Origin of the sequence: Nocardioides sp. S-1144, assembly GCF_005954645.2 — a bacterium.
Classification (GTDB): domain Bacteria; phylum Actinomycetota; class Actinomycetes; order Propionibacteriales; family Nocardioidaceae; genus Nocardioides; species Nocardioides dongxiaopingii.
The window spans coordinates 860225-880283 of record NZ_CP040695.2 but is presented as its reverse complement, the minus strand read 5'-3'; the positions used below and the strand labels follow the sequence as shown (position 1 = coordinate 880283).

General features: G+C 74.4%; 19 protein-coding genes. 8 read left to right on the top strand and 11 right to left on the bottom strand.

What is annotated here, in order from left to right; all coding sequences use genetic code 11:
• Nucleotides 1-71 precede the first annotated feature (71 nt).
• A complete protein-coding gene (gene ileS, locus FE634_RS04200) occupies nucleotides 72-3356 on the bottom strand; it encodes an isoleucine--tRNA ligase (RefSeq protein WP_148240372.1) in 3285 nt (1094 codons plus the stop codon).
• 374 nt (nucleotides 3357-3730) lie between these two features.
• Here ileS and FE634_RS04195 point away from each other — a divergent pair, with 374 nt between their 5' ends.
• The 3 genes from FE634_RS04195 to FE634_RS04185 all read left to right on the top strand — a co-directional run bounded on the left by FE634_RS04195 (nucleotide 3731) and on the right by FE634_RS04185 (nucleotide 5919).
• Nucleotides 3731-4441: a PepSY domain-containing protein gene (locus FE634_RS04195; protein WP_138875178.1), complete on the top strand. Its 711-nt coding sequence runs from the start codon at nucleotides 3731-3733 to the stop codon at nucleotides 4439-4441.
• A gap of 23 nt (nucleotides 4442-4464) precedes the next feature.
• Nucleotides 4465-5202, top strand: a complete 738-nt coding sequence (locus FE634_RS04190; protein ID WP_138875177.1) for a hypothetical protein — start codon at nucleotides 4465-4467, stop codon at nucleotides 5200-5202.
• Between the two features lie 66 nt (nucleotides 5203-5268).
• Nucleotides 5269-5919: a hypothetical protein gene (locus FE634_RS04185; RefSeq protein ID WP_138875176.1), complete on the top strand. Its 651-nt coding sequence runs from the start codon at nucleotides 5269-5271 to the stop codon at nucleotides 5917-5919.
• Nucleotides 5920-5925: 6 nt separating this feature from the next.
• On the opposite strand, the gene FE634_RS04180 is transcribed toward FE634_RS04185, so the two are convergent.
• The gene (locus FE634_RS04180) at nucleotides 5926-6270 is read right to left on the bottom strand and encodes a DNA polymerase ligase N-terminal domain-containing protein (protein ID WP_138875175.1); all 345 of its coding nucleotides are present in this window, start codon (nucleotides 6268-6270) and stop codon (nucleotides 5926-5928) included.
• Nucleotides 6271-6377: 107 nt separating this feature from the next.
• Here FE634_RS04180 and FE634_RS04175 point away from each other — a divergent pair, with 107 nt between their 5' ends.
• The 3 genes from FE634_RS04175 to FE634_RS04165 are packed head-to-tail and all read left to right on the top strand — an operon-like array spanning nucleotide 6378 to nucleotide 8879.
• Nucleotides 6378-6872 (top strand): DinB family protein, encoded by a 495-nt coding sequence (locus FE634_RS04175; RefSeq protein WP_137292422.1) that lies wholly within the window; start codon nucleotides 6378-6380, stop codon nucleotides 6870-6872.
• Between the two features lie 45 nt (nucleotides 6873-6917).
• Nucleotides 6918-7853, top strand: a complete 936-nt coding sequence (gene dapD / locus FE634_RS04170; RefSeq protein ID WP_148240371.1) for a 2,3,4,5-tetrahydropyridine-2,6-dicarboxylate N-succinyltransferase — start codon at nucleotides 6918-6920, stop codon at nucleotides 7851-7853.
• Nucleotides 7854-7910: 57 nt separating this feature from the next.
• A complete protein-coding gene (locus FE634_RS04165; RefSeq protein ID WP_222847668.1) occupies nucleotides 7911-8879 on the top strand; it encodes a hypothetical protein in 969 nt (322 codons plus the stop codon).
• A gap of 264 nt (nucleotides 8880-9143) precedes the next feature.
• On the opposite strand, the gene FE634_RS04160 is transcribed toward FE634_RS04165, so the two are convergent.
• The 6 genes from FE634_RS04160 to fdxA form a co-directional block, all read right to left on the bottom strand.
• Nucleotides 9144-9650, bottom strand: coding sequence for an NUDIX hydrolase (locus FE634_RS04160; RefSeq protein WP_138877053.1), 507 nt, complete (start codon nucleotides 9648-9650; stop codon nucleotides 9144-9146).
• Nucleotides 9647-10573 (bottom strand): prephenate dehydrogenase, encoded by a 927-nt coding sequence (locus FE634_RS04155; protein ID WP_170981449.1) that lies wholly within the window; start codon nucleotides 10571-10573, stop codon nucleotides 9647-9649. Before FE634_RS04155 ends, FE634_RS04160 begins: the two co-directional genes overlap by 4 nt.
• Complete coding sequence (locus FE634_RS04150; protein WP_138875173.1) at nucleotides 10570-11424, bottom strand: prephenate dehydratase; 855 nt, start codon at nucleotides 11422-11424, stop codon at nucleotides 10570-10572. The genes FE634_RS04155 and FE634_RS04150 overlap by 4 nt, the downstream gene beginning before the upstream one ends.
• Before the next feature lie 67 nt (nucleotides 11425-11491).
• Nucleotides 11492-12298, bottom strand: a complete 807-nt coding sequence (locus FE634_RS04145; RefSeq protein WP_138875172.1) for a hypothetical protein — start codon at nucleotides 12296-12298, stop codon at nucleotides 11492-11494.
• Nucleotides 12295-13389, bottom strand: coding sequence for a succinyldiaminopimelate transaminase (gene dapC, locus FE634_RS04140; protein ID WP_316043823.1), 1095 nt, complete (start codon nucleotides 13387-13389; stop codon nucleotides 12295-12297). Before dapC ends, FE634_RS04145 begins: the two co-directional genes overlap by 4 nt.
• Before the next feature lie 47 nt (nucleotides 13390-13436).
• A complete protein-coding gene (gene fdxA / locus FE634_RS21285) occupies nucleotides 13437-13763 on the bottom strand; it encodes a ferredoxin (RefSeq protein WP_134765281.1) in 327 nt (108 codons plus the stop codon).
• 86 nt (nucleotides 13764-13849) lie between these two features.
• Between fdxA and FE634_RS04130 the strand changes: the two genes are divergently transcribed.
• Nucleotides 13850-14824 carry a GNAT family N-acetyltransferase gene (locus tag FE634_RS04130; protein ID WP_138875170.1) on the top strand — a complete coding sequence of 325 codons (975 nt, stop codon included), beginning with the start codon at nucleotides 13850-13852 and terminating at the stop codon, nucleotides 14822-14824.
• A gap of 20 nt (nucleotides 14825-14844) precedes the next feature.
• Here FE634_RS04130 and FE634_RS04125 read toward each other — a convergent pair whose 3' ends face one another.
• On the bottom strand, nucleotides 14845-15810 hold the full coding sequence (locus FE634_RS04125) for a cation diffusion facilitator family transporter (protein ID WP_222847667.1): 966 nt from the start codon (nucleotides 15808-15810) through the stop codon (nucleotides 14845-14847).
• The gene (locus tag FE634_RS04120) at nucleotides 15807-16763 is read right to left on the bottom strand and encodes a DUF389 domain-containing protein (protein WP_138875169.1); all 957 of its coding nucleotides are present in this window, start codon (nucleotides 16761-16763) and stop codon (nucleotides 15807-15809) included. Before FE634_RS04120 ends, FE634_RS04125 begins: the two co-directional genes overlap by 4 nt.
• Nucleotides 16764-16963: 200 nt before the next feature.
• Here FE634_RS04120 and aspS point away from each other — a divergent pair, with 200 nt between their 5' ends.
• The gene (gene aspS / locus FE634_RS04115) at nucleotides 16964-18250 is read left to right on the top strand and encodes an aspartate--tRNA(Asn) ligase (protein ID WP_138875168.1); all 1287 of its coding nucleotides are present in this window, start codon (nucleotides 16964-16966) and stop codon (nucleotides 18248-18250) included.
• A 66-nt stretch (nucleotides 18251-18316) separates the two neighbouring features.
• Here the strand turns inward: aspS and FE634_RS04110 are convergent, their stop codons facing one another.
• Entirely contained in the window at nucleotides 18317-20053 is a 1737-nt protein-coding gene (locus FE634_RS04110) for a VanW family protein (protein ID WP_148240369.1), read from the bottom strand.
• Between the last annotated feature and the right edge of the window lie 6 nt (nucleotides 20054-20059).

The window sequence follows — 20059 nt, the reverse complement described above, 5'->3', positions numbered from 1 at the left end:
CGCCCGAGCGAGTGAGACGACCCCGTTCCCGCGCCGACCCGTCGCTGATCACTGACGGGTCGGCGTGGGGGTCAGGCCTTGGCGAGGGTGATCGCGACCCGCTCGCCGTCGCCCACGGGCGTGCCGGTGGTCCCGTCGCCGAGCACCACCTCGTAGGACGTCGTGAGGGTCTCGCCGGCGACCAGGGCCTCGTGGGTGCGGGCCGCCGCGACGACGGCCTCACCGCCGGTGAGGGTCAGCACGATCCGGTCGGAGACGTCGAGGCCGGCGTCGCGGCGGGCCTGCTGGACGGCGCGGACCAGGTCGCGGGCCAGGCCCTCGGCGGCCAGCTCGGCGGTGACCGCGGTGTCGAGGACGACGAACCCGCCGCCCGGCAGCACCCCGGTCGCGGTGTCGGCGTCGGCGGAGCCGGCGACCGTCTCGAGGGTGTACTCGCCCTCGACGAGCGCGAGCCCGCCGGCGGTGACCCGGACCTGGCCGTCGTCGCCGACCTCGGCCTGCCAGTCGCCGGACTTCGAGCCCCTGATGGCCAGCTGGACCTCGCGGCCCAGCCGCGGGCCGGCGGCGCGGGCGTTGACGGTGAGCTTCTGCTCCACGCCGTGGGCGGCCGCCTCCGGGCTGTCGGCGGCGAGCAGCCGCACCTCCTTGACGTTGACCTCGTCGGCGACCAGGCCCTCGAGGCCCTCGGCCGCGAGCGCGTCGGGGTCGGCCACGACGACGGTCAGGCGGGCCAGCGGCAGCCGGTTGCGCAGCGAGGCGGCCTTGCGCAGCGCGGAGGCGGCCGAGCAGATCTCGCGCACCTGGTCCATGGCGGCGACCAGGGCGGCGTCGGCGGGCAGCTCCTCGGCCCGCGGCCAGTCGGTGAGGTGCACCGACCGCTCGCCGGTCAGCCCGCGCCAGATCTCCTCGGTGGTCAGCGGGAGCAGCGGCGCGGTCGCCCGGCAGACGGTCTCGAGCACGGTGCCGAGGGTGTCGAACGCGGCCGGCTCCTCGTCGAAGAACCGGTCGCGCGAGCGCCGGATGTACCAGTTGGTGAGGACGTCGAGGAACGAGCGCGTCGCGTCGCAGGCCTCGGCGACGGCGTAGGCGTCGAGGGCGGTGGTCATCTCCTCGACGTACTCGCGGCACTTGGCCAGCAGGTAGCGGTCGAGCGGGACCGAGGAGCGCTCCGACGCCCCGGCGGTCGCGTCGTGGCCGGCCCCGCCGTTCGCGGCGTTGGCGTAGAGCTGGAAGAAGTACCAGCTGTTCCACAGCGGGATCAGCACCTGGCGCACCGAGTCGCGGATGCCCTGCTCGGTGACGACGAGGTTGCCGCCGCGCAGGATCGGGCTCGACATGAGGAACCAGCGCATCGCGTCGGCGCCGTCGCGGTCGAAGACCTCGCGGACGTCGGGGTAGTTGCGCAGCGACTTCGACATCTTGTTGCCGTCGGAGCCCAGCACGATGCCGTGGCTGATGCAGTTCTCGAAGGCCGGCTTGTCGAAGATCGCCGTCGCCAGGATGTGCAGGGTGTAGAACCAGCCGCGGGTCTGGCCGATGTACTCGACGATGAAGTCGGCCGGGAAGTGGCCCTTCCTCTCGGCGCTGCCGTCGAACCACTCCTTGTTCTCGAACGGGTAGTGCACCTGGGCGTAGCTCATCGAGCCCGAGTCGAACCACACGTCGAGGACGTCGGGGACGCGGCGCATCGTCGAGCGCTCCCCCTCGGGGCGGGGGTCGTCGGGGTTGGGCCGGGTCAGGTCGTCCACGAACGGCCGGTGCAGGTCGCGCTCGCCGGCGGCGTTGGTCGGCACCCGGCCGAAGTCGCGCTCGATCTCGGCGAACGAGCCGTAGACGTCGGTGCGCGGGTAGGCGTCGTCGTCGCTCACCCACACCGGCACCGGGCTGCCCCAGAAGCGGTTGCGGGTGATCGACCAGTCGCGCGCGTTCTCCAGCCACCGGCCGAACTGGCCGTCCTGGATGTGGTCGGGCACCCAGTTGATCTCGCGGTTGAGCTCGAGCATCCGCTGCTTGAACGCCGTCACCTGCACGAACCACGACGAGACGCCCTTGTAGATGAGGGGCTCGCGGCAGCGCCAGCAGTGCGGGTAGGAGTGGTCGTAGGTCTCGCGACGCAGCAGCACCGTGCCGGCCGTCACCGCACCGGCCGGCTCGCCGCCCGTCACGGACCGGAGGTCGTCGATGATGTGCGGGTTCGCGTCGAAGACGAGCATGCCGGCGTACTCGGTGACCGGCGCGGTGAACCGGCCGTCCTTGCCGACCGGCATCACGGCCTCGATGCCCTCGCGGTCGGTGACCTCCTTGTCGACCTCACCGAACGCGCCGGCGCTGTGCACCAGCCCGGTGCCGTCGGTGGTGGTGACGGCGTCGTCGGCGGCGACGACGCGGAAGGCGTTCTCGTGGCCCTCGAAGTAGCCGAACGGCGGGCGGTAGACCAGGCCGAGCAGCTCCCGGCCGGTGTGGCGCGAGACCACGGTCGGCTCGTCGCCGAGCTCGCGGGCGTACGCCGCCAGCCGGGCCTCGGCGATGACCAGCCGGTCCGTCCCGCGGTCGGTGGCGTGCTCGACGACGACGTAGTCGATGTCGGAGCCGACCATCACGGCCAGGTTGCTCGGCAGGGTCCACGGGGTCGTGGTCCAGATGAGCAGCTTGGCGCCCTGGAGCGGGCCGTCGGTGGTGATCTCGAAGCCGACGGTGACGGCGGGGTCCTGCCGCATCTGGTAGACGTCGTCGTCCATCCGCAGCTCGTGGTTCGACAGCGGCGTCTCGTCGTTCCAGCAGTAGGGCAGCACGCGGAAGCCCTCGTAGACGTAGCCCTTGTCGTGCAGCTGCTTGAACGCCCACATGACCGACTCCATGTAGTCGGGGTTCATGGTGCGGTAGTCGTTGTCGAAGTCGACCCAGCGGGCCTGGCGCGTGACGTAGTCGCGCCACTCGCCGGTGTACTTCATCACCGACTCGCGGCAGGCGTCGTTGAACTTCTCGATGCCGAGCTCGAGGATCTCGTCGGTGGTCTTGATGCCGTTGAGCCGCATCGCCTCCAGCTCGGCCGGCAGCCCGTGGGTGTCCCAGCCGAAGCGGCGCTCGACCCGGCGCCCACGCATCGTCTGGAACCGCGGGATGAGGTCCTTGACGTAGCCGGTGAGCAGGTGGCCGTAGTGCGGCAGGCCGTTGGCGAACGGCGGGCCGTCGTAGAAGACGAACTCGTTCGCGCCGTCGGCACCGGCGTCGCGCTGGTCGATGCTCGCCTGGAAGGTGCCGTCGGCCTGCCAGAACGCGAGGATCCGCTCCTCGATCTCCGGGAACCGCGGGCTCGAGGGGACACCCTGCTCGGGGGCGTTCTTGGGGTACGGCATCGGGGGCTCCTGGCGCTTCGTCGGACGTCACGTGCATGTCACGACGAGGACGACGGGCTGCCGCGGTACCACCTCGATTGCCCCGCCCACCTGCTGCGGGACCACTTCGTTGTCGGCTGTGACGGGCCACCCGTCCGGTTCTAGTGGGCCCCGCCCTCGCGGGCGGGGCCGTTCTTCCGGAGGCTCGCCGCTGATGACGGCTCGAACGCCTGTGCTCCCAGGGTAGGGCGGCGCCGGGGACGCTGACCAATCGGTTCCCCCGCGCGGTGTCCGCCCGGTCTTAGCGTGCCCTTGACCTCCGGTTCGCGCCCCCTTGACCGCCGCGGCGAGATGGTCGGGGAGTACCGATCGCACCCCCTGTCGAGGAGATACCCATGAACCGCCCGTCCTTCCTGTCCGCGCTGTCCGGCCGCCGTCTCGCCGTGGTCGCCGTCGCGCCGCTCGCGTTCACGCTCGTCGCCTGCGGTGACGACGGGGGCGACGCCGCCGACGACACCACGCCGGCCGCGTCCTCCTCGTCCTCCTCGTCCGCCGACGACGCCCCGGCCGCGACCGACTCCTCGAGCGCGCCCGCCGAGGCCCCGGGCGAGGAGGGTGGCCAGGAGGGCCAGGCCGCGCCGGCCGGCGACGTCCTCGCCGCCGCCCGGACCGCGCTCGGCGCCCTCGACGGCGCCGTCGTCTTCTCCGTCGACCGCGAGCGCGACGGGTGGGACGCGACGGTCGTCACCGCCGACGGCGCCGAGTTCGACCTGACGGTCAGCGCCGACGGCGCCACCGTGACCCGCGAGCCGGTCGAGGACCGCGACGACGACGGGGACAACGACAGGGACAGGGACGGGGACGACGACCTCGCCGAGCGCACGCAGCTGCTCCGGGACGCGACCGTCGACCTGCCCGCCGCCGTCGAGGCCGCGCTGGGCGAGGTGCCCGGCGGCACCGTCACCTCGATCGACCTGGACCTCGACGACGACAGCGGCAACCGCGCGACGTGGGACGTCCAGCTCGACGAGGACACCGCCGACGAGCAGACCGTGACCCTCGACGCCGTCACCGGCGAGGTCATCCGGGTCGAGCGCGACGACTGACCCCACCCGTCGTACGGTGACGCGTGCCCGGACGCCGCTCGTGGACCCGCCGGGTCCGCTGGACCGTCTGGGTGCTCGCCGTCACCGCGGCCGGGGTCGGCCTGTGGTGGATGGCCGCCGACGCCGACCGGGTCGGTGGCCCGATCGCCGTGGTGGCCGCCGCCGACGTCGTCCTCGGCCTGGCCTTCCTGGTCTCGCGCGACTCGCTCGACCCGCGCTCGATCGGCCGGGCGATGTCGGCGACGGTCGCCCCCGTCGTCAGCGCCCTCCTCCTGGAGACCCTGGTCGGCTTCCTGCTCTTCCCGGTGACCCTGGAGGACGGCGTCGAGCCCGACCGCAGCTGGTTCGGCGTCGTCCCGCTCGTCGTCTGGCTGGTCGGGGGCGGCGCGCTGCTGCTCGCGATGCTGGCGCACCTGATGGTGCTGGCCCCCGTGATCCGGATCGTGCTCGACTCCCCCGCCGCCGTCCGCGGCGACGTCGAGGCGCGTGCCTCGGTGCTGCTCAGCCTCGTGCTGGTCGACGTCGTCGCGATGGCGGTCGCGCTCGCCCTCGTGGTCGACTCCGGCTCCCGGCGGCGCGCCAGCCTGCTGGACCTCCTGCTCACCGTGCTCGGCGTGCAGGAGCCGTCGGCCGGCTCGAGCGACCTGCAGCTGTGGGTGGCGCGGCTGCTGGTGGCCGTGTTCGCGGTGCTGGTCACCATGCTCGCGGTCCTGCACCGGCGCCACCCCGAGGTCGACCGGGTGTGGCAGGCCCGCCGCTGAGCCGTGCGGTGAGCGCCCCACACGATTCCCGCAGGTTCCCGGAAGGTCGCCGCGCAGGATCGGCGCATGCCCCCCTCGATGACCGCGCGCTACAGCGCGACCGCCAGCACCCTCGCCCTCCTCGTCGCCCTCGGCGGCACGTCGTACGCCGCCGTCAAGGTCGGCACCGCCGACCTCAAGAAGGACGCGGTCACCGGCGCCAAGATCAAGAACGGCGCCGTCACCGGGGCCGACGTGAAGGAGGACACCCTGGGCGTGGTCCGCAACGCCGACACCTCCAGGTACGCCAGCGACGCCGGCACGGTCGCCGGTCTCACGGTCAAGGCGGTGGACGACACCCTGGGCACGGGTCCCGGGCGGCCCCGCTTCCTCTACAGCAGCGCCGGCCTCGACGTCGAGCTGCGCTGCACCGTCATCGGCGGCGGGACCCGCGTCGGGCTCCTCGCGACCTCGTCCCGCGCGGGTTCGCGGATCGCCTCGGTGGTGCTCAGCGACACCCCCGGCGCCACCCCGCTCGAGGACGACGTCGAGAACGGCGACTTCGGGCCCCTCGCCGGCGAGTTCGACCTCCTCGTCGGCGACGACGGTGACCTCGCCCAGCTGACCTTCACCTACGGCGACCCGTCGGGCGCCGTCGTCCAGGGCACCCTGATGGCCGACGTCACGGGCTCCGCGACCGACCCGTGCAGCGTGTCCGGGTTCATCACCGCCCGGTGAGGCGCCTCACGGTTGCTCCTTGAGCAGGTGGAGCAGCCAGTCGCGCCCGGTGTCGACCAGGGCGTAGCGCCGCACGCCGTCGACCCCGCACAGGTCGAAGACGAACCGCCGGTCGTTGCGGTCGACCAGCGTCCAGGTGCCGTGGTCCGCGATGGTCTTGTGCTCGTCGGTGTAGGTGGCGTGCGCCAGGTCGTGGTCGGCGACGGCCACCGCGAGCCGGTCGTGCGCGCTGTCGACGGGCAGCCCCTTCGGCACCGCCCACGACCGCAGGACGCCGTCCTCCTCGAGCCGCAGGTCGAAGTGCGGGCGCGGCTTGCGGTGGTCGTGCAGCACGAAGACCGGACGTCGCATCGTCCCATCCTGCGCGACGACCGCCGGCTGGTCGCGCCGGGCCCGGCCGACGACGACGCTGCCGCGCCGGTCCGGGGACCGGTCCGTGGCCGTGGCATCGTGCGGGGATGACCGACATGCTGCGCGGCGAGCGCGCCGTGGTGCTCGACTACCTGCGCCACTACCGGGCGACGTTCGAGCGCACCTGCCAGGGTCTGGACGCCGAGCAGCTCGCCCGGCGGTCGGTGCCGCCGTCGTCGCTGTCGTTGCTCGGCCTGCTCCGACACCTGGCCGCCGTCGAGTACTCGTGGTGCCGCCGCGTCATGGAGCGCCGCCTCGACCGCCCCAAGCTGTACGGCAAGGACGAGCACCGCGACGCCGACTTCGACGGCGCGGTCGCCGACCCCGCGGTGGTCGACGAGGCCTGGACGGCCTGGCGCACCGAGGTCGCGCACGCCGAGCAGTGGTACGCCGGCGCGCCGTCCCTCGACGTGCTCGGCACGCTCGGCGACGACGAGGTCGAGCTGCGCGACGTCCTGGTGCACCTGGTCGAGGAGTACGCGCGGCACTGCGGCCACGCCGACCTCCTGCGCGAGTGCATCGACGGCAGCACCGGGCTCTGAGACCGGGCCGACCCCCCGACCGTCGCGCCTCCTAGGCTTGGTCGCATGAGCGACACCGCTGCCTCCGGCTGGGCCCTGGTCACCCTCGACGCGGACGGCGGCGTGCTCGACGCCTGGTTCCCCACGCCCGTGCTGGGCGCGACCGACGGTGGGGCGCCCGCGGAGCTCGCCGCGCTCGCCGTCCCGGACGAGGCCCGGCGGGTGACCCGGGAGGTCCGCCTGGTGACGGCCGACCTGGCCGCGGCGCCGGCGTCCACCGAGGACGTCTGGCTGCGCCTGCACCTGCTCTCGCACCGGTTGGTCCGCCCGCACGGCTGCTCGATGGAGGGGGTCTTCGGGCTCCTGGCGAACGTCGTCTGGACCTCCGCCGGGCCGTGCGCCGTGGCCGGCTTCGAGCTGACCCGGGCCCGGTTGCGGGCCGCCGTCGGCCACGTGAGCGTCTACGGCGTCGACAAGTTCCCGCGGATGACCGACTACGTGGTCCCGACCGGCGTGCGGGTCGCGGACGCCGACCGCGTGCGTCTCGGCGCCCACCTCGCCGAGGGCACCACCGTGATGCACGAGGGCTTCGTGAACTTCAACGCCGGCACCCTCGGCACCTCGATGGTCGAGGGCCGGATCTCGGCCGGCGTCGTCGTCGGCGACGGCTCGGACGTCGGTGGCGGCGCGTCGATCATGGGGACGCTGTCGGGCGGCGGCCAGCAGGTCATCTCGCTCGGCGAGCGCTGCCTGCTCGGCGCCAACTCCGGCATCGGCATCTCCCTCGGCGACGACTGCGTGGTCGAGGCCGGCTGCTACGTCACCGCCGGGACCAAGCTGACCGTCCTCGACCGCGACGGCAAGCCCACCCACCTCAAGGCGATCGAGCTCTCCGGACGCGACAACGTGCTGTTCCGCCGCAACTCGGTCACCGGCGCCGTCGAGGCGATCCCGTGGCGGGGCAGCGGCATCGCCCTCAACGAGGCGCTGCACGCGAACTGACGCTCAGCCTCCTCTCAACCGGCCGTCGTCCACACTTGGCGCCATGAGGACCGCCAGGTGAGGAGGGGGGCCGCGCCGGCGCTGGTCGCCGTCGCCGCGCTGGTCGTGGTGACCGCGGTGGCGGTCGGCGTGCTGCGCAACGTGCGCGTGCCGTTCCTCCAGGGCGCCGAGGGGTGCACCGCGACGGTCGACGGCCGCAGCGTCGACGTCAGCGTCGAGCAGGCCGAGAACGCCTCGCTGATCGCCGCGATCTCGGTGCGGCGCGGGCTGCCCGCCCGGGCGGCGTCGATCGCGCTGGCCACGGCCTACCAGGAGTCGGACCTGGTCAACATCGACCACGGCGACCGCGACTCCGTGGGCCTCTTCCAGCAGCGGCCCTCCCAGGGCTGGGGCTCGGTCGAGGAGATCCTCGACCCGGTCTACTCCACCAACGCCTTCTACGACGCCCTCGAGGACGTCGGCGACTACCGCGACCTCGAGATCACCGTCGCGGCGCAGGCCGTGCAGCGCTCCGCGTTCCCCGGCGCCTACGCCGACCACGAGGACGACGCCCGCGTGCTCGCCTCCGCGCTGACCGGCCAGAGCGGGTCGTCGTTCGCCTGCGAGGTCGACGGCGACGTCGACGAGGACAGCCCCGACCTCAACCGCCGCGGACTGACCGCGCGCGCCGACGCGGTCCGCGACGACGTCCAGCAGGCCTTCGGCGAGCTCCCGACCGGTGGCTTCGCGCCGGGCGGCGTCAGCACCGGTCACATGGAGGGCTCCGCGCACTACGACGGCCGCGCCGTCGACCTCTTCTTCCGCCCGGTGGACGCACCCCACCGGCAGCGCGGCTGGGCTGTCGCGCAGTACCTCGTGGCCCACGCCGCCCGGCTCGACGTCCGCACCGTCATCTTCGACGACAAGATCTGGGTCGCCGGCCGCGACCAGACCTGGCGCGACTACGACGCCCCCACCAACGACGACCCCGCCACCCAGGCGATCCTCGAGCACCGCGACCACGTCCACGTCGACGTGTTCGCCTAGCGTCCGCCGCGCCGATCCCACCTGGCCCCCCGACCCAAACCGCGCGATCGCGCCGTTCGGGTCGCTCCATACCCCCACCACCGACCCAAACCGCGCGATCGCGCCGAACGGGTCGCCCCACACCCCACCACCAACCCAAACCGCGCGATCGCGCCGAACGGGTCGCCCCACACCCCCACCACCAACCCAAACCGCGCGATCGCGCCGAACGGGTCGCCCCACACCCCCACCACCAACCCAAACCGCGCGATCGCGCGGTTCGGGTCAGAGGATCAGGGCGCGCAGCCAGGCCCCGAGGACGCTGACGGCGTCGGGCATGACGCGCAGGGCGTCGTCGTCGATCATGGCGACCACCTCGGCGGGGGTCATCCAGCGCCCCTCGGCGACCTCCTCCGGCTGCAGCCGGAGCGGGCCGTCCCAGACGGTCTCGTAGCGGAACGCGCGGTACGTCGTGCGGTCGTCGGCGTAGTCGGCCGCGCCCAGCGACACCAGCCCCGAGGTGACGCCGAGCTCCTCCTCGACCTCGCGGCGCGCGGCGTCGTCGGGCTCCTCGCCGGCCAGCAGGACGCCGCCCGCGGTGAAGTCCCAGTAGCCGGGGTAGACGTCCTTGGTGTCGGTGCGGCGGTGCACGAAGATCCGCCCGGCGGGGTCGCGGACGACGACGTTGGTCGCCGCGTGCCGCAGGTTCTCGGCGCGGACGCGGGACCGCGGCGCCGACCCGCACGGCCGGCCCGTCCGGTCGTAGAGGGCGACGACCTCGTCGGCGCTCACGGCTGGGCCGGAGCCCACTCGAGCCCGCCCGCGCCCGCGCGGACCAGCACCGGGCCGGGGGCGCTGAGCACGAGGTCGAGGTCGGGGCAGGCCCGCCAGTCGGCGTCGGGGCGGCGGACCGCGGCGGCGCCGTCGACGACCGCCTGCAGCCGCGCGCCGAGGGCGTCGGGGTCGGCGAGCTCGCGGCGGTAGTGGGCCAGCAGGGCCACCAGGTCGTCGAGGACGCCGGCCAGGGCGCCGGCGTTGTCGGCGAGCATGTTGCGGGTGCGCTCGGCGTTGCGGCCGGCGACGCGGGTGCCGTCGCGGAAGCTGCCGGCGGCCAGGTGGGACGCCGTCGGCTCGGCGGCGCGCTCGGCCAGCTCGAGCAGGGCGTTGGCCAGCACGTGCGGTGCGTGGCTGACCAGGCCGACGGCGCGGTCGTGCTCCTCGGCGTCGAGCACCACCGCGGTCGCGCCGAAGGCCTCGACGACGAGGCGGACGACGTCCGCGACCGGGCCGTCGCCGCGGGCGACGGCCCACCGCACGCCGACGAGCAGGTCGGGGTAGGAGTGCTCGAAACCGGACTGCTCGGTGCCGGCCATCGGGTGCGCCCCGACGTAGCGACCGGCGAGGCCGGCCGCGGCGGCGGCCCGCGCGGCGGCGACCTTCACGCTGCCGACGTCGACCACGACGGCGTCGGGGGCGGCGACCGCGGCGTCGGCGAGCACCGTCGCCAGCGCGTCGAGCGGGGTGGCCAGCACGACCAGGTCGCGGTCGGCCGGCAGCGCGTCGGCCACCGCGAGCCCGGCCGCGGACGCCGCCGCACGGGTGCCGGCGTCCGGGTCGACGACGACGACGTCGACCCCGCGGGCGTGCAGCCGGCGCGCCACGGACCCGCCGATCAGCCCGGCCCCGACGACGGCGACCCGCTCGAACACGGTCACGGCCGCGCGGCCATCCGGGCCAGCGGCGAGATCCGGCCCAGCGGCCGGGCCGAGGCCCCGAGGTGGGCCCACTCGGCCCGCATCTCCTCGACGTCGTCGGCGCTGAACGAGCCCGACAGGAACAGCAGGAACACGAAGATGCCCGGGGTCGCCGGCACCGGCCGCGTCACCAGGTTGGTCATGTTGACGCCCCGGTCCTCCAGGACGCCGAGCAGGCGGCGCAGCAGGCCGGGCACGTTGGCGTCGGGGAACAGCCCGACCAGCAACCCGTCGTCGCCGGCGCCGGGACCGGGTCCGGCGTCCGGCACCGGGCCCGCCGACACCAGCGCGAACTGGGTGTAGGCGGCGGCGTTGTCCTCGACCGCCTCGGCGACGGCGTGCAGGTCGTAGAGGCTGCCGCAGATCCGCGGGCCGATGCCGATCTCGCCGGGCCCGAGATCGCGGCACGCCGCCGCCGTCGAGGAGGCCTCGCGGGTGGGGAGGCCCCGGGCCTCGATCCAGGTGCGGCACTGGGCGAGGCCGTGCGGGTGGCTCACCACGACGTGGGGCTCGATGGTCGGGTCGCGGGTGTAGGCGTCGAAGGAGATCGGCAGCACGACGCTGTCGACGATCGACAGCGCCGGGCGCAGCAGGAGCCCGTCGAGGGTCGGCACGACCACGCCGTTGACCGAGTTGTCGATCGGCAGCACCGCGTAGGTGGCCGCGCCCGACTCGACCGCGGCCAGCGCGTCGGCCGCCGACGTCGCCGGCACCAGGTCGCCGGCGCCGGCGTCGACGCGGAGGTCGGGACGCAGCGCCACGGCCGCCTGGTGGGTGAAGGTGCCCGAGGGGCCCAGGTAGGTGACGCTCACGCCCGCGAGCCTAGTGGCCCGCCGACGCGGCGCGCCGTCGCGCCGGCGCGCTGCTGTCGGGTCCGGTTCAGAGGGCGAAGGCGGCGAGGACGCGGCTGGTGAACCCGCCCTCGCGCAGCGAGGCCTGGAGGTCGTCGACGCGGGCCGGGTCGGTGCGGAAGCCGAGGTAGAAGCTGTGGACGTCGGGCCCCAGCGGGTCGCTGTGCAGGAAGTCGAGGTTGAGGCCGAGGTCGCTGAAGCGCTGGAGCGCCGCCATCAGCGTGCCGGCCGACTCGCGCTCGGGCTGCATCGAGAGCCAGACGACGACGTCCTCGGCGAGCTCGGGGGCACGGCGGGTGAGCAGACCGTAGGTGAGCGGCGGCTGGTCGTCGAGGTAGCCCGGCACCAGGACGGCGTCCGCGGGCACCTCGTCGACGTCGAGGACGGCGGAGCCGAGCGTCCGCCCGAGGTCGAGGAGCGCCTCGGTGGTGGTGTCGTCGGGCAGCACGCGGAACGAGACGCCGGCCCGGCCGAGGGCGCCGACGACGTCGGCGTAGGCCTGCTGGCGCAGCGCGACACCGGTGATCTCGGCGGTGCCCTCGCCGATCCGGGCCCAGCGCCACGGCGCGTCGAGCGTGGCGACGCGCCCGACGCTGAGGCCGGCACCGGAGGCGTTCAGCGCCCGGAGCAGCCGCACCGGCGGCGACGTCGGGTCGCCGATGCGCGCCAGGCCCTCGACGTCGGAGGCGACCTCGAGGGTCTCCATCAGCTCGTCGTAGCCGCGCAGGCCGACGAGGAACTCGCTGCCCGACCAGCCCAGCGCCTGCCGGGTGCGGTCGATCAGCGTCGGCGGGTCGACGCTCGGGTGCGCGAGCGAGAGGGTGGTGGGCGTCACGGACGGAACTCCTGGATCAGGCGGTCGGCCGCGAGGGCGACCGCGTCGTCGGGGGCGGTGAGGGCGAGACGGACGTGGGCGTGGCCGGCGGCGCCGTACTCGGCCCCGGCGACGGTGACCAGGCCGAGGTCGGCGAGCCGGCCGACCAGGTCGACGCCCCGGCGCTCGGCGGGGCCCGGCTCGTCGCGGGTCACCCACAGGTACAGCCCGGCCTCGCTGTGGTCGACGCGGAACCCGGCGGCCTCGAGCGCGGGGCGCAGGACGGAGCGGCGTCCGGCGTACCGCGCCCGCTGGACGGCGACGTGCTCGTCGTCGTCGAGCGCGGCGACGGCCGCACCCTGCTGCGGGTTCGGAAGGCCGAGGCCGAGGTTGCGACGCACCGAGACGAGCTCGGCGACGACGGCGGGGTCACCGGAGAGGAAGCCGATCCGGTAGCCGGCGAGGTTGGAGCGCTTGCTCAGCGAGTGCAGGGCGACGACGCCGTCGTGGCTGCCGCCGCAGACGTCGGGGTGCAGGACGCTGACCGGGTCGACGTCCCAGCCGAGGTCGAGGTAGCACTCGTCGGAGGCCAGCAGCGCCCCGTGGTCGCGGCACCAGGCGAGGATCGCGCGCAGCGCGTCGGGCGGGAGCACCCGGCCGGTCGGGTTGGCCGGGGAGTTCACCCACACCAGCCGCGGCACGCTCCCCCGCGCCGCGAGCGCCTCGAGGTCGGCCACTGAGTCGGCGTGGGCCGTGGTGGCGCCGACCAGCGCGGTGCCGACCGCGTAGGTGGGGTAGGCCGGCGTCGGCTGGGCGACGACGTCACCGGCGCCGAGGCCCAGGTGCAGCGGGAGCGAGCCGATCAGCTCCTTGGTGCCGACCGCGGGCAGCACGTGCGCCGGGTCGAGGCCGGTCACGTCGTGGACGCGCTCCAGCCAGCGGACGACCGCCTCGCGCAGGGCGGGGCGGCCGGCCGTCAGCGGGTAGCCGGGGGCGTCGGCGTGCGCGGCCAGGGCCGCGCGGACGACGTCCGGGGTGGGGTCGGTCGGAGCGCCGATCGAGAGGTCGACGACCGGGCCGGGGTAGGCCTCGGCACGTCGGCGCACGGCCACCAGACCGGTCTGGACGGCGGCGGGCAGCCGCGCCGAGACGGGACCGCTCAGTGGTCGTGCTCCTGCGGCTCGAGGGCCGCGACGAACGGGTGGTCGTGGTCGATCTCGCCCATCTTGGCGGCACCGCCCGGGGAGCCGAGCTCCTCGAAGAAGCCCACGTTGGCGGTGTAGTACTCCTTCCACTCCTCCGGGGTGTCGTCCTCGTAGAAGATGGCCTCCACCGGGCAGACGGGCTCGCACGCACCGCAGTCGACGCACTCGTCGGGGTGGATGTAGAGCATCCGCTTGCCCTCGTAGATGCAGTCGACCGGGCACTCGTCGACGCAGGCACGGTCCTTCAGGTCGACGCAGGGCTGCGCGATGACGTAGGTCATCAGTTCCTCCAATTGATGCTGCGGCGTCCGGGCCGGGGCCCGGACGGTGCGAGAGCCTTCTGCAGCCTAGTATCCCGACAGTGCCGGTGAACGACGAACCCCGACCCCTGGACACCGGTGTGGGCCAGCCCACGCCGGGTCAGCAGACGCCGGGCCAGCACACGCTCGGCCCGCACGTCGTGGGCTCCCGCGTCGTGGTGCGCCGGCTGGTGCCCGGCGAGACCGGCCCGAGCGGCGGACCGGCGATGACCGACGTGCTCGGCGTCTGCGAGGCGTGGGGCGGGGGCGTCTGCGTCGTCCGGCCCGCGGACGGCGTCCCGGTCACGATCGCCCTGCGCGACGTCGTCTCCGGCAAGCCGGTGCCGCCGCGCCCGTCGGTGCGCGACCGGGTGCCCGCCCGCGTGGCCCAGGAGCACGGGTTCGCGCTCTTCCCCGACCTCGTCACCGAGCCGCTGGGCGGGTGGGTCCTGCGCGACTCCGCCACCGCGACCGCCCGCCGCGCCAACTCGGTGCTCGCCTTCGGCCCGTCCGGCCTCGACGGCGACACCGACGTCGAGCGGGTGCTCGCGCACTACGACCGCCCGGTCGCGGCCGTGCTGACCGGCTCCCCCGAGCACACCCGCCTCACCGCGCTCGGGTGGGTGCCGGAGAGCAACGAGTCCGACACGCTGTTCCAGGTCGCCGCGCTCGCGCAGGTGAGCCGGGCGCTGCGCGGCGCGGCGCACCCCGACGCCGCGGTGCACGGGACCACCGCCCCCGGCGGGACCGGCGACGAGGCCTGGGTGCGGGTCACGGTCGGCGACCACGCGACGGCGTTCGCCGCGCTCGACCCGGCACCCGACGGCGACTGGCTCGGCCTCGGCGGCCTCGCCGTCGACCCGGCGCAGCGGCGCCGCGGGCTCGGGCTCGCCGCGCTGGCGGCCTGCGTCGGGTGGGGCGGGGAGCGCGGCGCGTCGACGGTCTTCCTGCAGGTGCTCGGGGACAACGCCCCCGCGCTCGCGCTCTACGAGCGGCTCGGCTTCCGCACCCACCACCGCTACCGCTACCTCACGCCGCGCTGACGCCGGGCCGGCGCGCCCGGTCAGCCTGCGTCGCGCCCCGGCGTCAGGGCCGGCTCGTCGGGCGGGGCGAGGGTGAGCACGGCGTCCTCGATGAACGACGCCTCCTCGATCTCGGCCTCGACGCGCCGGAAGCGCAGCGCGAGGTGCCCCTCGGTGTCGTCGCCGACCAGGTCGACGGCGGCGACCACGAAGACCCGCTGGGGGCCGACGTACTCGAGGTGGAGGTAGGTGATCCGGTCGATCTCGGGGTGCGCGAGCAGCCGCACCAGCACCTGGCGGCGGGTGCCGGGGTCGACGCCCTGGCCGAGCAGGTAGTCCATGTTGCGACGCATCAGGAAGACCGCGACCACGGCGAGCAGCACGCCGACGCCGATCGAGCCGGCGGCGTCCCAGACGGCGTTCCCGGTGAGCTGGTGCAGCGCGATGCCGGTGACGGCGATCAGGATGCCGAGCAGCGCGGAGGCGTCCTCGAAGAACACCGCGCGCAGGGTCGGGTTCGAGGTGCGGGTGACGTAGCGCCACGGCCGCAGCCCGAAGCGGACCGCTCCCCCGCGCACCTGGCGGGTCGCCTGCAGGAACGAGGTCCCCTCCAGCACGAAGGCGATCGCCAGCACGACGTAGTTGATCGTGAAGCTGGCCTCGCCCTCCTCGGCGCCGAGCTCGGTGACGCCGTGCCAGATCGACACGACCGCACCGGCCGAGAAGAGCCCGAACGCCGCGACCAGCGACCAGATGTAGGTCGACCGGCCGTAGCCACGCGGGTGCTCCACGTCGCGCGGACGCCGGCCGCGACGCTCGGCGACGAGCAGGAAGACCTCGTTGCCGGTGTCGGACCACGAGTGCGCCGCCTCGGCGACCATGGACGCCGACCCGGTGAGCACGGCCGCGACCGACTTGGCGCCGGCGATCAGCGCGTTGGCCGCGAGCGCGACCAGCACGGTCAGCAGCGAGTCGCCCTGCTCCTCCTCGGGCTCGGCGGCGCTCACGTCACGACCCCGAAGATCCGGTCGGAGCGGGCGGCCAGCCACGGCCACGCCGTCCGCACCAGGAGCAGCACGACGACGCCGGAGAACACCATCCCGGCCACGTTGAGGCCGAGCTGCGCGAGGGAACCGAGCACCTCCTCACGCTCCCACACCGCGACGCCGAGGGCGAGGTTGCCCAGGGCAGGCACCGTGGTGACCGAGATGAAGACCCCGACCATGGTGGCGGCCCGCTGCAGGGCCACCGCGAGCGCACCGGCGGCGCCCGCGAGGACGCCGACCACGAACGACCAGTGGTCGGGGTTGAAGATGAAGCCGGTGTTGGGCCGCTCGCGGGTGACGAGCTCCTGGTCGACCCAGCCGACCGCGACGCCGGCGAGCGAGAGCAGCGTGACGGCCAGCACCGCGAAGGCGAACGAGAGCACGACCAGCCGCAGGCTCCGCAGCAGCAGCCCGGGTCGCCCGAGCACGATGCCGGCGCTGATCGCGGTGATCGGGCCGAACTCCGGGCCCACGACCATCGCACCCACCACGAGCACCGCGGAGTCGGTCAGCACGGCGATCGCGGCGAGCGCGACGGCGATGACGAGGAACAGGTGGTACGACAGCGTCGGCGCCGCGCCCGCCTCGGCGCCGTCCTCGACGGCGTCCCAGATCACCGCGTCGTCCGGATGCCCCGGCGCGAGGTCCTCGAGGGCGTCGGCGGCGGCGAACGGCGTCCCGGTCGGGGTGGTGATGACGATCCCGCCGCTCCGGTGCACCCCGAGGCGGCGCAGCTCGCCCATCAGCGCGCCGGAGGACTCCTGCGCCACGTCGGCCTCGACCAGGTCGCCGGCCGGCTGGACGACGGCGCCCGGCTGCACGGTCACGTTGGTGACGTGGTCGTGCGCGACGAGGAGGTCGCGGACGTCGTCGGCGAGGGACGCCGGCACGGTCAGCCGGAAATGGGCGAGCACGCACGCAGGCTACGACCTAGCCTGGTGCTGCCCGGGTGGGGAGTGACGATCCCCGCACACGGCCCGGGCCGCGCGTGCGGCGTCACCGACGAGAGGCCGCCCTCCCTCCCCCGTGGGTGCGGAGACAGCGGCGAAGGTGTGGTGGCACCGCGACCTGACCCCCGCCCACACCTCCAGGGTTTCCCCTGCTGGAGGTGACCATGAGACGTACCCACACGACCGACCTGACCCACGCCGTCCCGGGCGAGACCGTGCGACTGCAGGGCTGGGTGCACCGGCGCCGCGAGCTCGCGGCGCTGACCTTCCTGGTCGTGCGCGACCGCACCGGCCTCGCGCAGGTCGTCGTCCGTGAGGACGACCCCGCGTGGGGTGCCGTGCCGCCGGAGGAGACCCCGGTCGAGGTGGTCGGCACCGCCACCACCAGCGCCCGGGCCCCCGGGGGCGTGGAGGTCACCGCGGCCTCGGTGACCGCACTCGGCGAGCCCGCCGCCACCCCCGTCGTCGAGCTGTGGCGCCCGACGCTGGACGCCGCGCTGCCGACCCTGCTCGACCACGCGGCGACCACCTGGCGCCACCCGCGCCAGCGGGCCCGCTGGGAGGTCGCCGCCGCCAGCCTGCACGGCTTCCGGGCGACCCTCGACGCCTCGGGGTTCACCGAGGTGCACTCGCCGAAGCTGGTGGAGTCGGCCACGGAGTCCGGGGCGAGCGTCTTCGAGGTCGACTACTTCGGCCGCCCGGCCTTCCTCGCGCAGAGCCCGCAGCTCTACAAGCAGGTGCTGGTCGGGGTCTTCGAGCGGGTCTACGAGGTCGGGCCGGTCTTCCGCGCCGAGCCGCACGACACGGTGCGGCACTTGGCGCAGTACGTCTCGCTCGACGTCGAGCTCGGCTTCGTCGAGTCCCACCGCGAGGTCGTCGCGTGCCTGCGCGACGTCGTCGCCGGGATGGTCGCGGCGGTGCACGAGCGGGCCGCGGCGGCCGTGGAGCGGCTCGAGGTCGACGTCCCGGTCGTGCCGGAGGAGGTGCCGGTGCTGCACTTCCGCGACGCCCTCCGCCTCGTCGGCGCCCCGGACGACGAGCCGGACCTCGCTCCGGCCCACGAGCGGGCGCTGGGCGCGTGGGCGCGCGAGACCCACGGCTCGGACTTCCTCGTCGTCGAGGGCTACCCCACCGCCTCGCGGGCCTTCTACAGCCACCCCGACCCCGAGGACCCGCGCTGGTCGCGCTCCTTCGACCTGCTCTTCCGCGGCGTCGAGCTGGTCAGCGGGGCCCAGCGGCTGCACCGGCACGCCGACTACGTGCGGGTGCTCGCCGAGCGCGGCTACCCGGCCGAGCCGTTCGCGTCCTACGTCGAGGCGTTCCGCCACGGCATCCCACCGCACGGCGGGTTCGCGATCGGGCTGGAGCGCTGGGTGTCGCGGCTGGTCGGCGCGGCCAACGTCCGCGAGGTCACGCTCTTCCCGCGCGACCTGCACCGGCTCGCGCCGTAGGTACCCATGCCGGTCGGGGTCCCCTCGCCGGGGGCATCCCCGGCCGGCGTGTGGGAGGGCGACCGCTCAGGGGTTCTTGATGGACCCGGGCGGCCGGCAGACGACGGTGTCGCTGGGGGTGTAGTCGGTGTGGAACTTCTCGGTCCGCACGACCTCGTCAGAGCCCGGCTCCCGGAAGATCCGCGTGACGTCGATCTGGAAGCCCGAGTAGCCGGTGTTGGGCTCGCAGTCGGGGGTGTCGAGGACGCGGGTGGCGGGGCCGACGTAGGCGTAGCGCTCGCCGGTGGTCGTGTCGATGTCCCAGACCTTCGTCGAGAACATCCGGACCGTCGCCTCGCCCTGGGTGGACGGCGTGCTCGGCTTCACCTCGGCGTTGACCAGGACGCCGTGCTCGGTGTTGTTGCGGAACCGCAGGTCGACCGAGCCCCAGGCCACGGTGGCCTCGCGGCCGACCGGGTAGCGGTCGATGTAGAAGGAGTGCGGCTTGTGCTCGACGTCCTCGAGACCCGCGAAGAACATCCCGTTGAACAGCGTCGTCGCCATCTGGGAGACGCCGCCCCCGAGGTCGAGCTTGAGGATGCCGTTGCTGATGATGTAGCCCTCGGTGAAGCCGTTCTCGCGGGTGCGCTCGCCGACGATGTCGTTGAGCGAGAACGTCTCGCCGGGCTTGAGCAGGGTGCCGTCGACGAGCTCGGCGGCCCGGCCGATGTTGGTGTTGCGGTACTCGGCGTACGGGAAGTAGGTCGTGAACTCGGAGACCTTGCGCTTCACGCCGAGGGCGCGGGCGTCGGCGGTGGTGAACGCGGGCTGCTCGACGGTGCCCTCGACGTCGACGCTGCGCTCGCCCCTCGGGCGGGCCACGACCTCGAGGAAGGCGGCGGCCACGTCGGCGGGCTCGAAGGAGATGCCGGGCTTGGCCTTGACCACCCGCGGCCGGCCGTCGACGAGCCGGATGCTGGCGTCGACGGGGTCGCCGTCGCCGGCGGTGGCGTCCTCGACCAGCGGGACGAGCAGGTCGGCGTCGACCGCCGGCACGAGGGCGCCGTCGTCGCCCGGCTCGAGGGAGAGGGCGTCGGCGAAGTCGTCCGGTGCGAGGCGGACCCCGGCCGAGCCGAAGCGCAGGTTCACCGGGCCCGCCAGGGCCGGCTCCGCGAAGGTCCTGACGGCCTCGGCGGCCTCGGCGTCGGTGACGTCGGGCTCGAGCGAGGTGATGTCGAGGTCGACCGGGTCGCCGGAGAGGTAGGCGGCCGTGAGGGCCGCGCGCGTGGAGCCGGGCTCCAGCCCACGGCCGGGCTCGGCCGGGGTGGTGGAGACCTCGCCGTCGGCGAAGACGACGCGGGCGTCGACGGGGTCCTCGCCGAGCCCGGCCTCGAGCTCGGTGAGGGCGGCGTCCAGGGCCTGCTCGTCGACCGCGACGACGGCCTCGACGTCGTCACCGCCGGTGAAGTAGTCCCACAGCCGGCTCGGGCTCCAGGACCGCTCGGTCCCGGCGGCCGCGACCGTGGCGTCGTAGTCGATCGACAGGCCCGCCTCGGCGGGGTCGATCTCGTCGCTGCGGTCGCCGAGCGACACCCGCAGCGGCGCGGCCGTCCGGTCGGCGAGACCCTCGACCAGCGCCTCGCGCGCGGCGGCGGGCGTCATCCCGCCGATGTCGACCCCGGAGACGACGGTGTCGCGGGGGGTCTTGTCGCCGGCGACGGCGTACGCCGCGGCGTACCCGCCGCCGAGCAGGAGGGCGAGCACCAGGACCACGACGAGCGTGACCCTGCCGCCGGCGAGGCCGCGCTCGTCAGGTCTCTTCACCGGGCC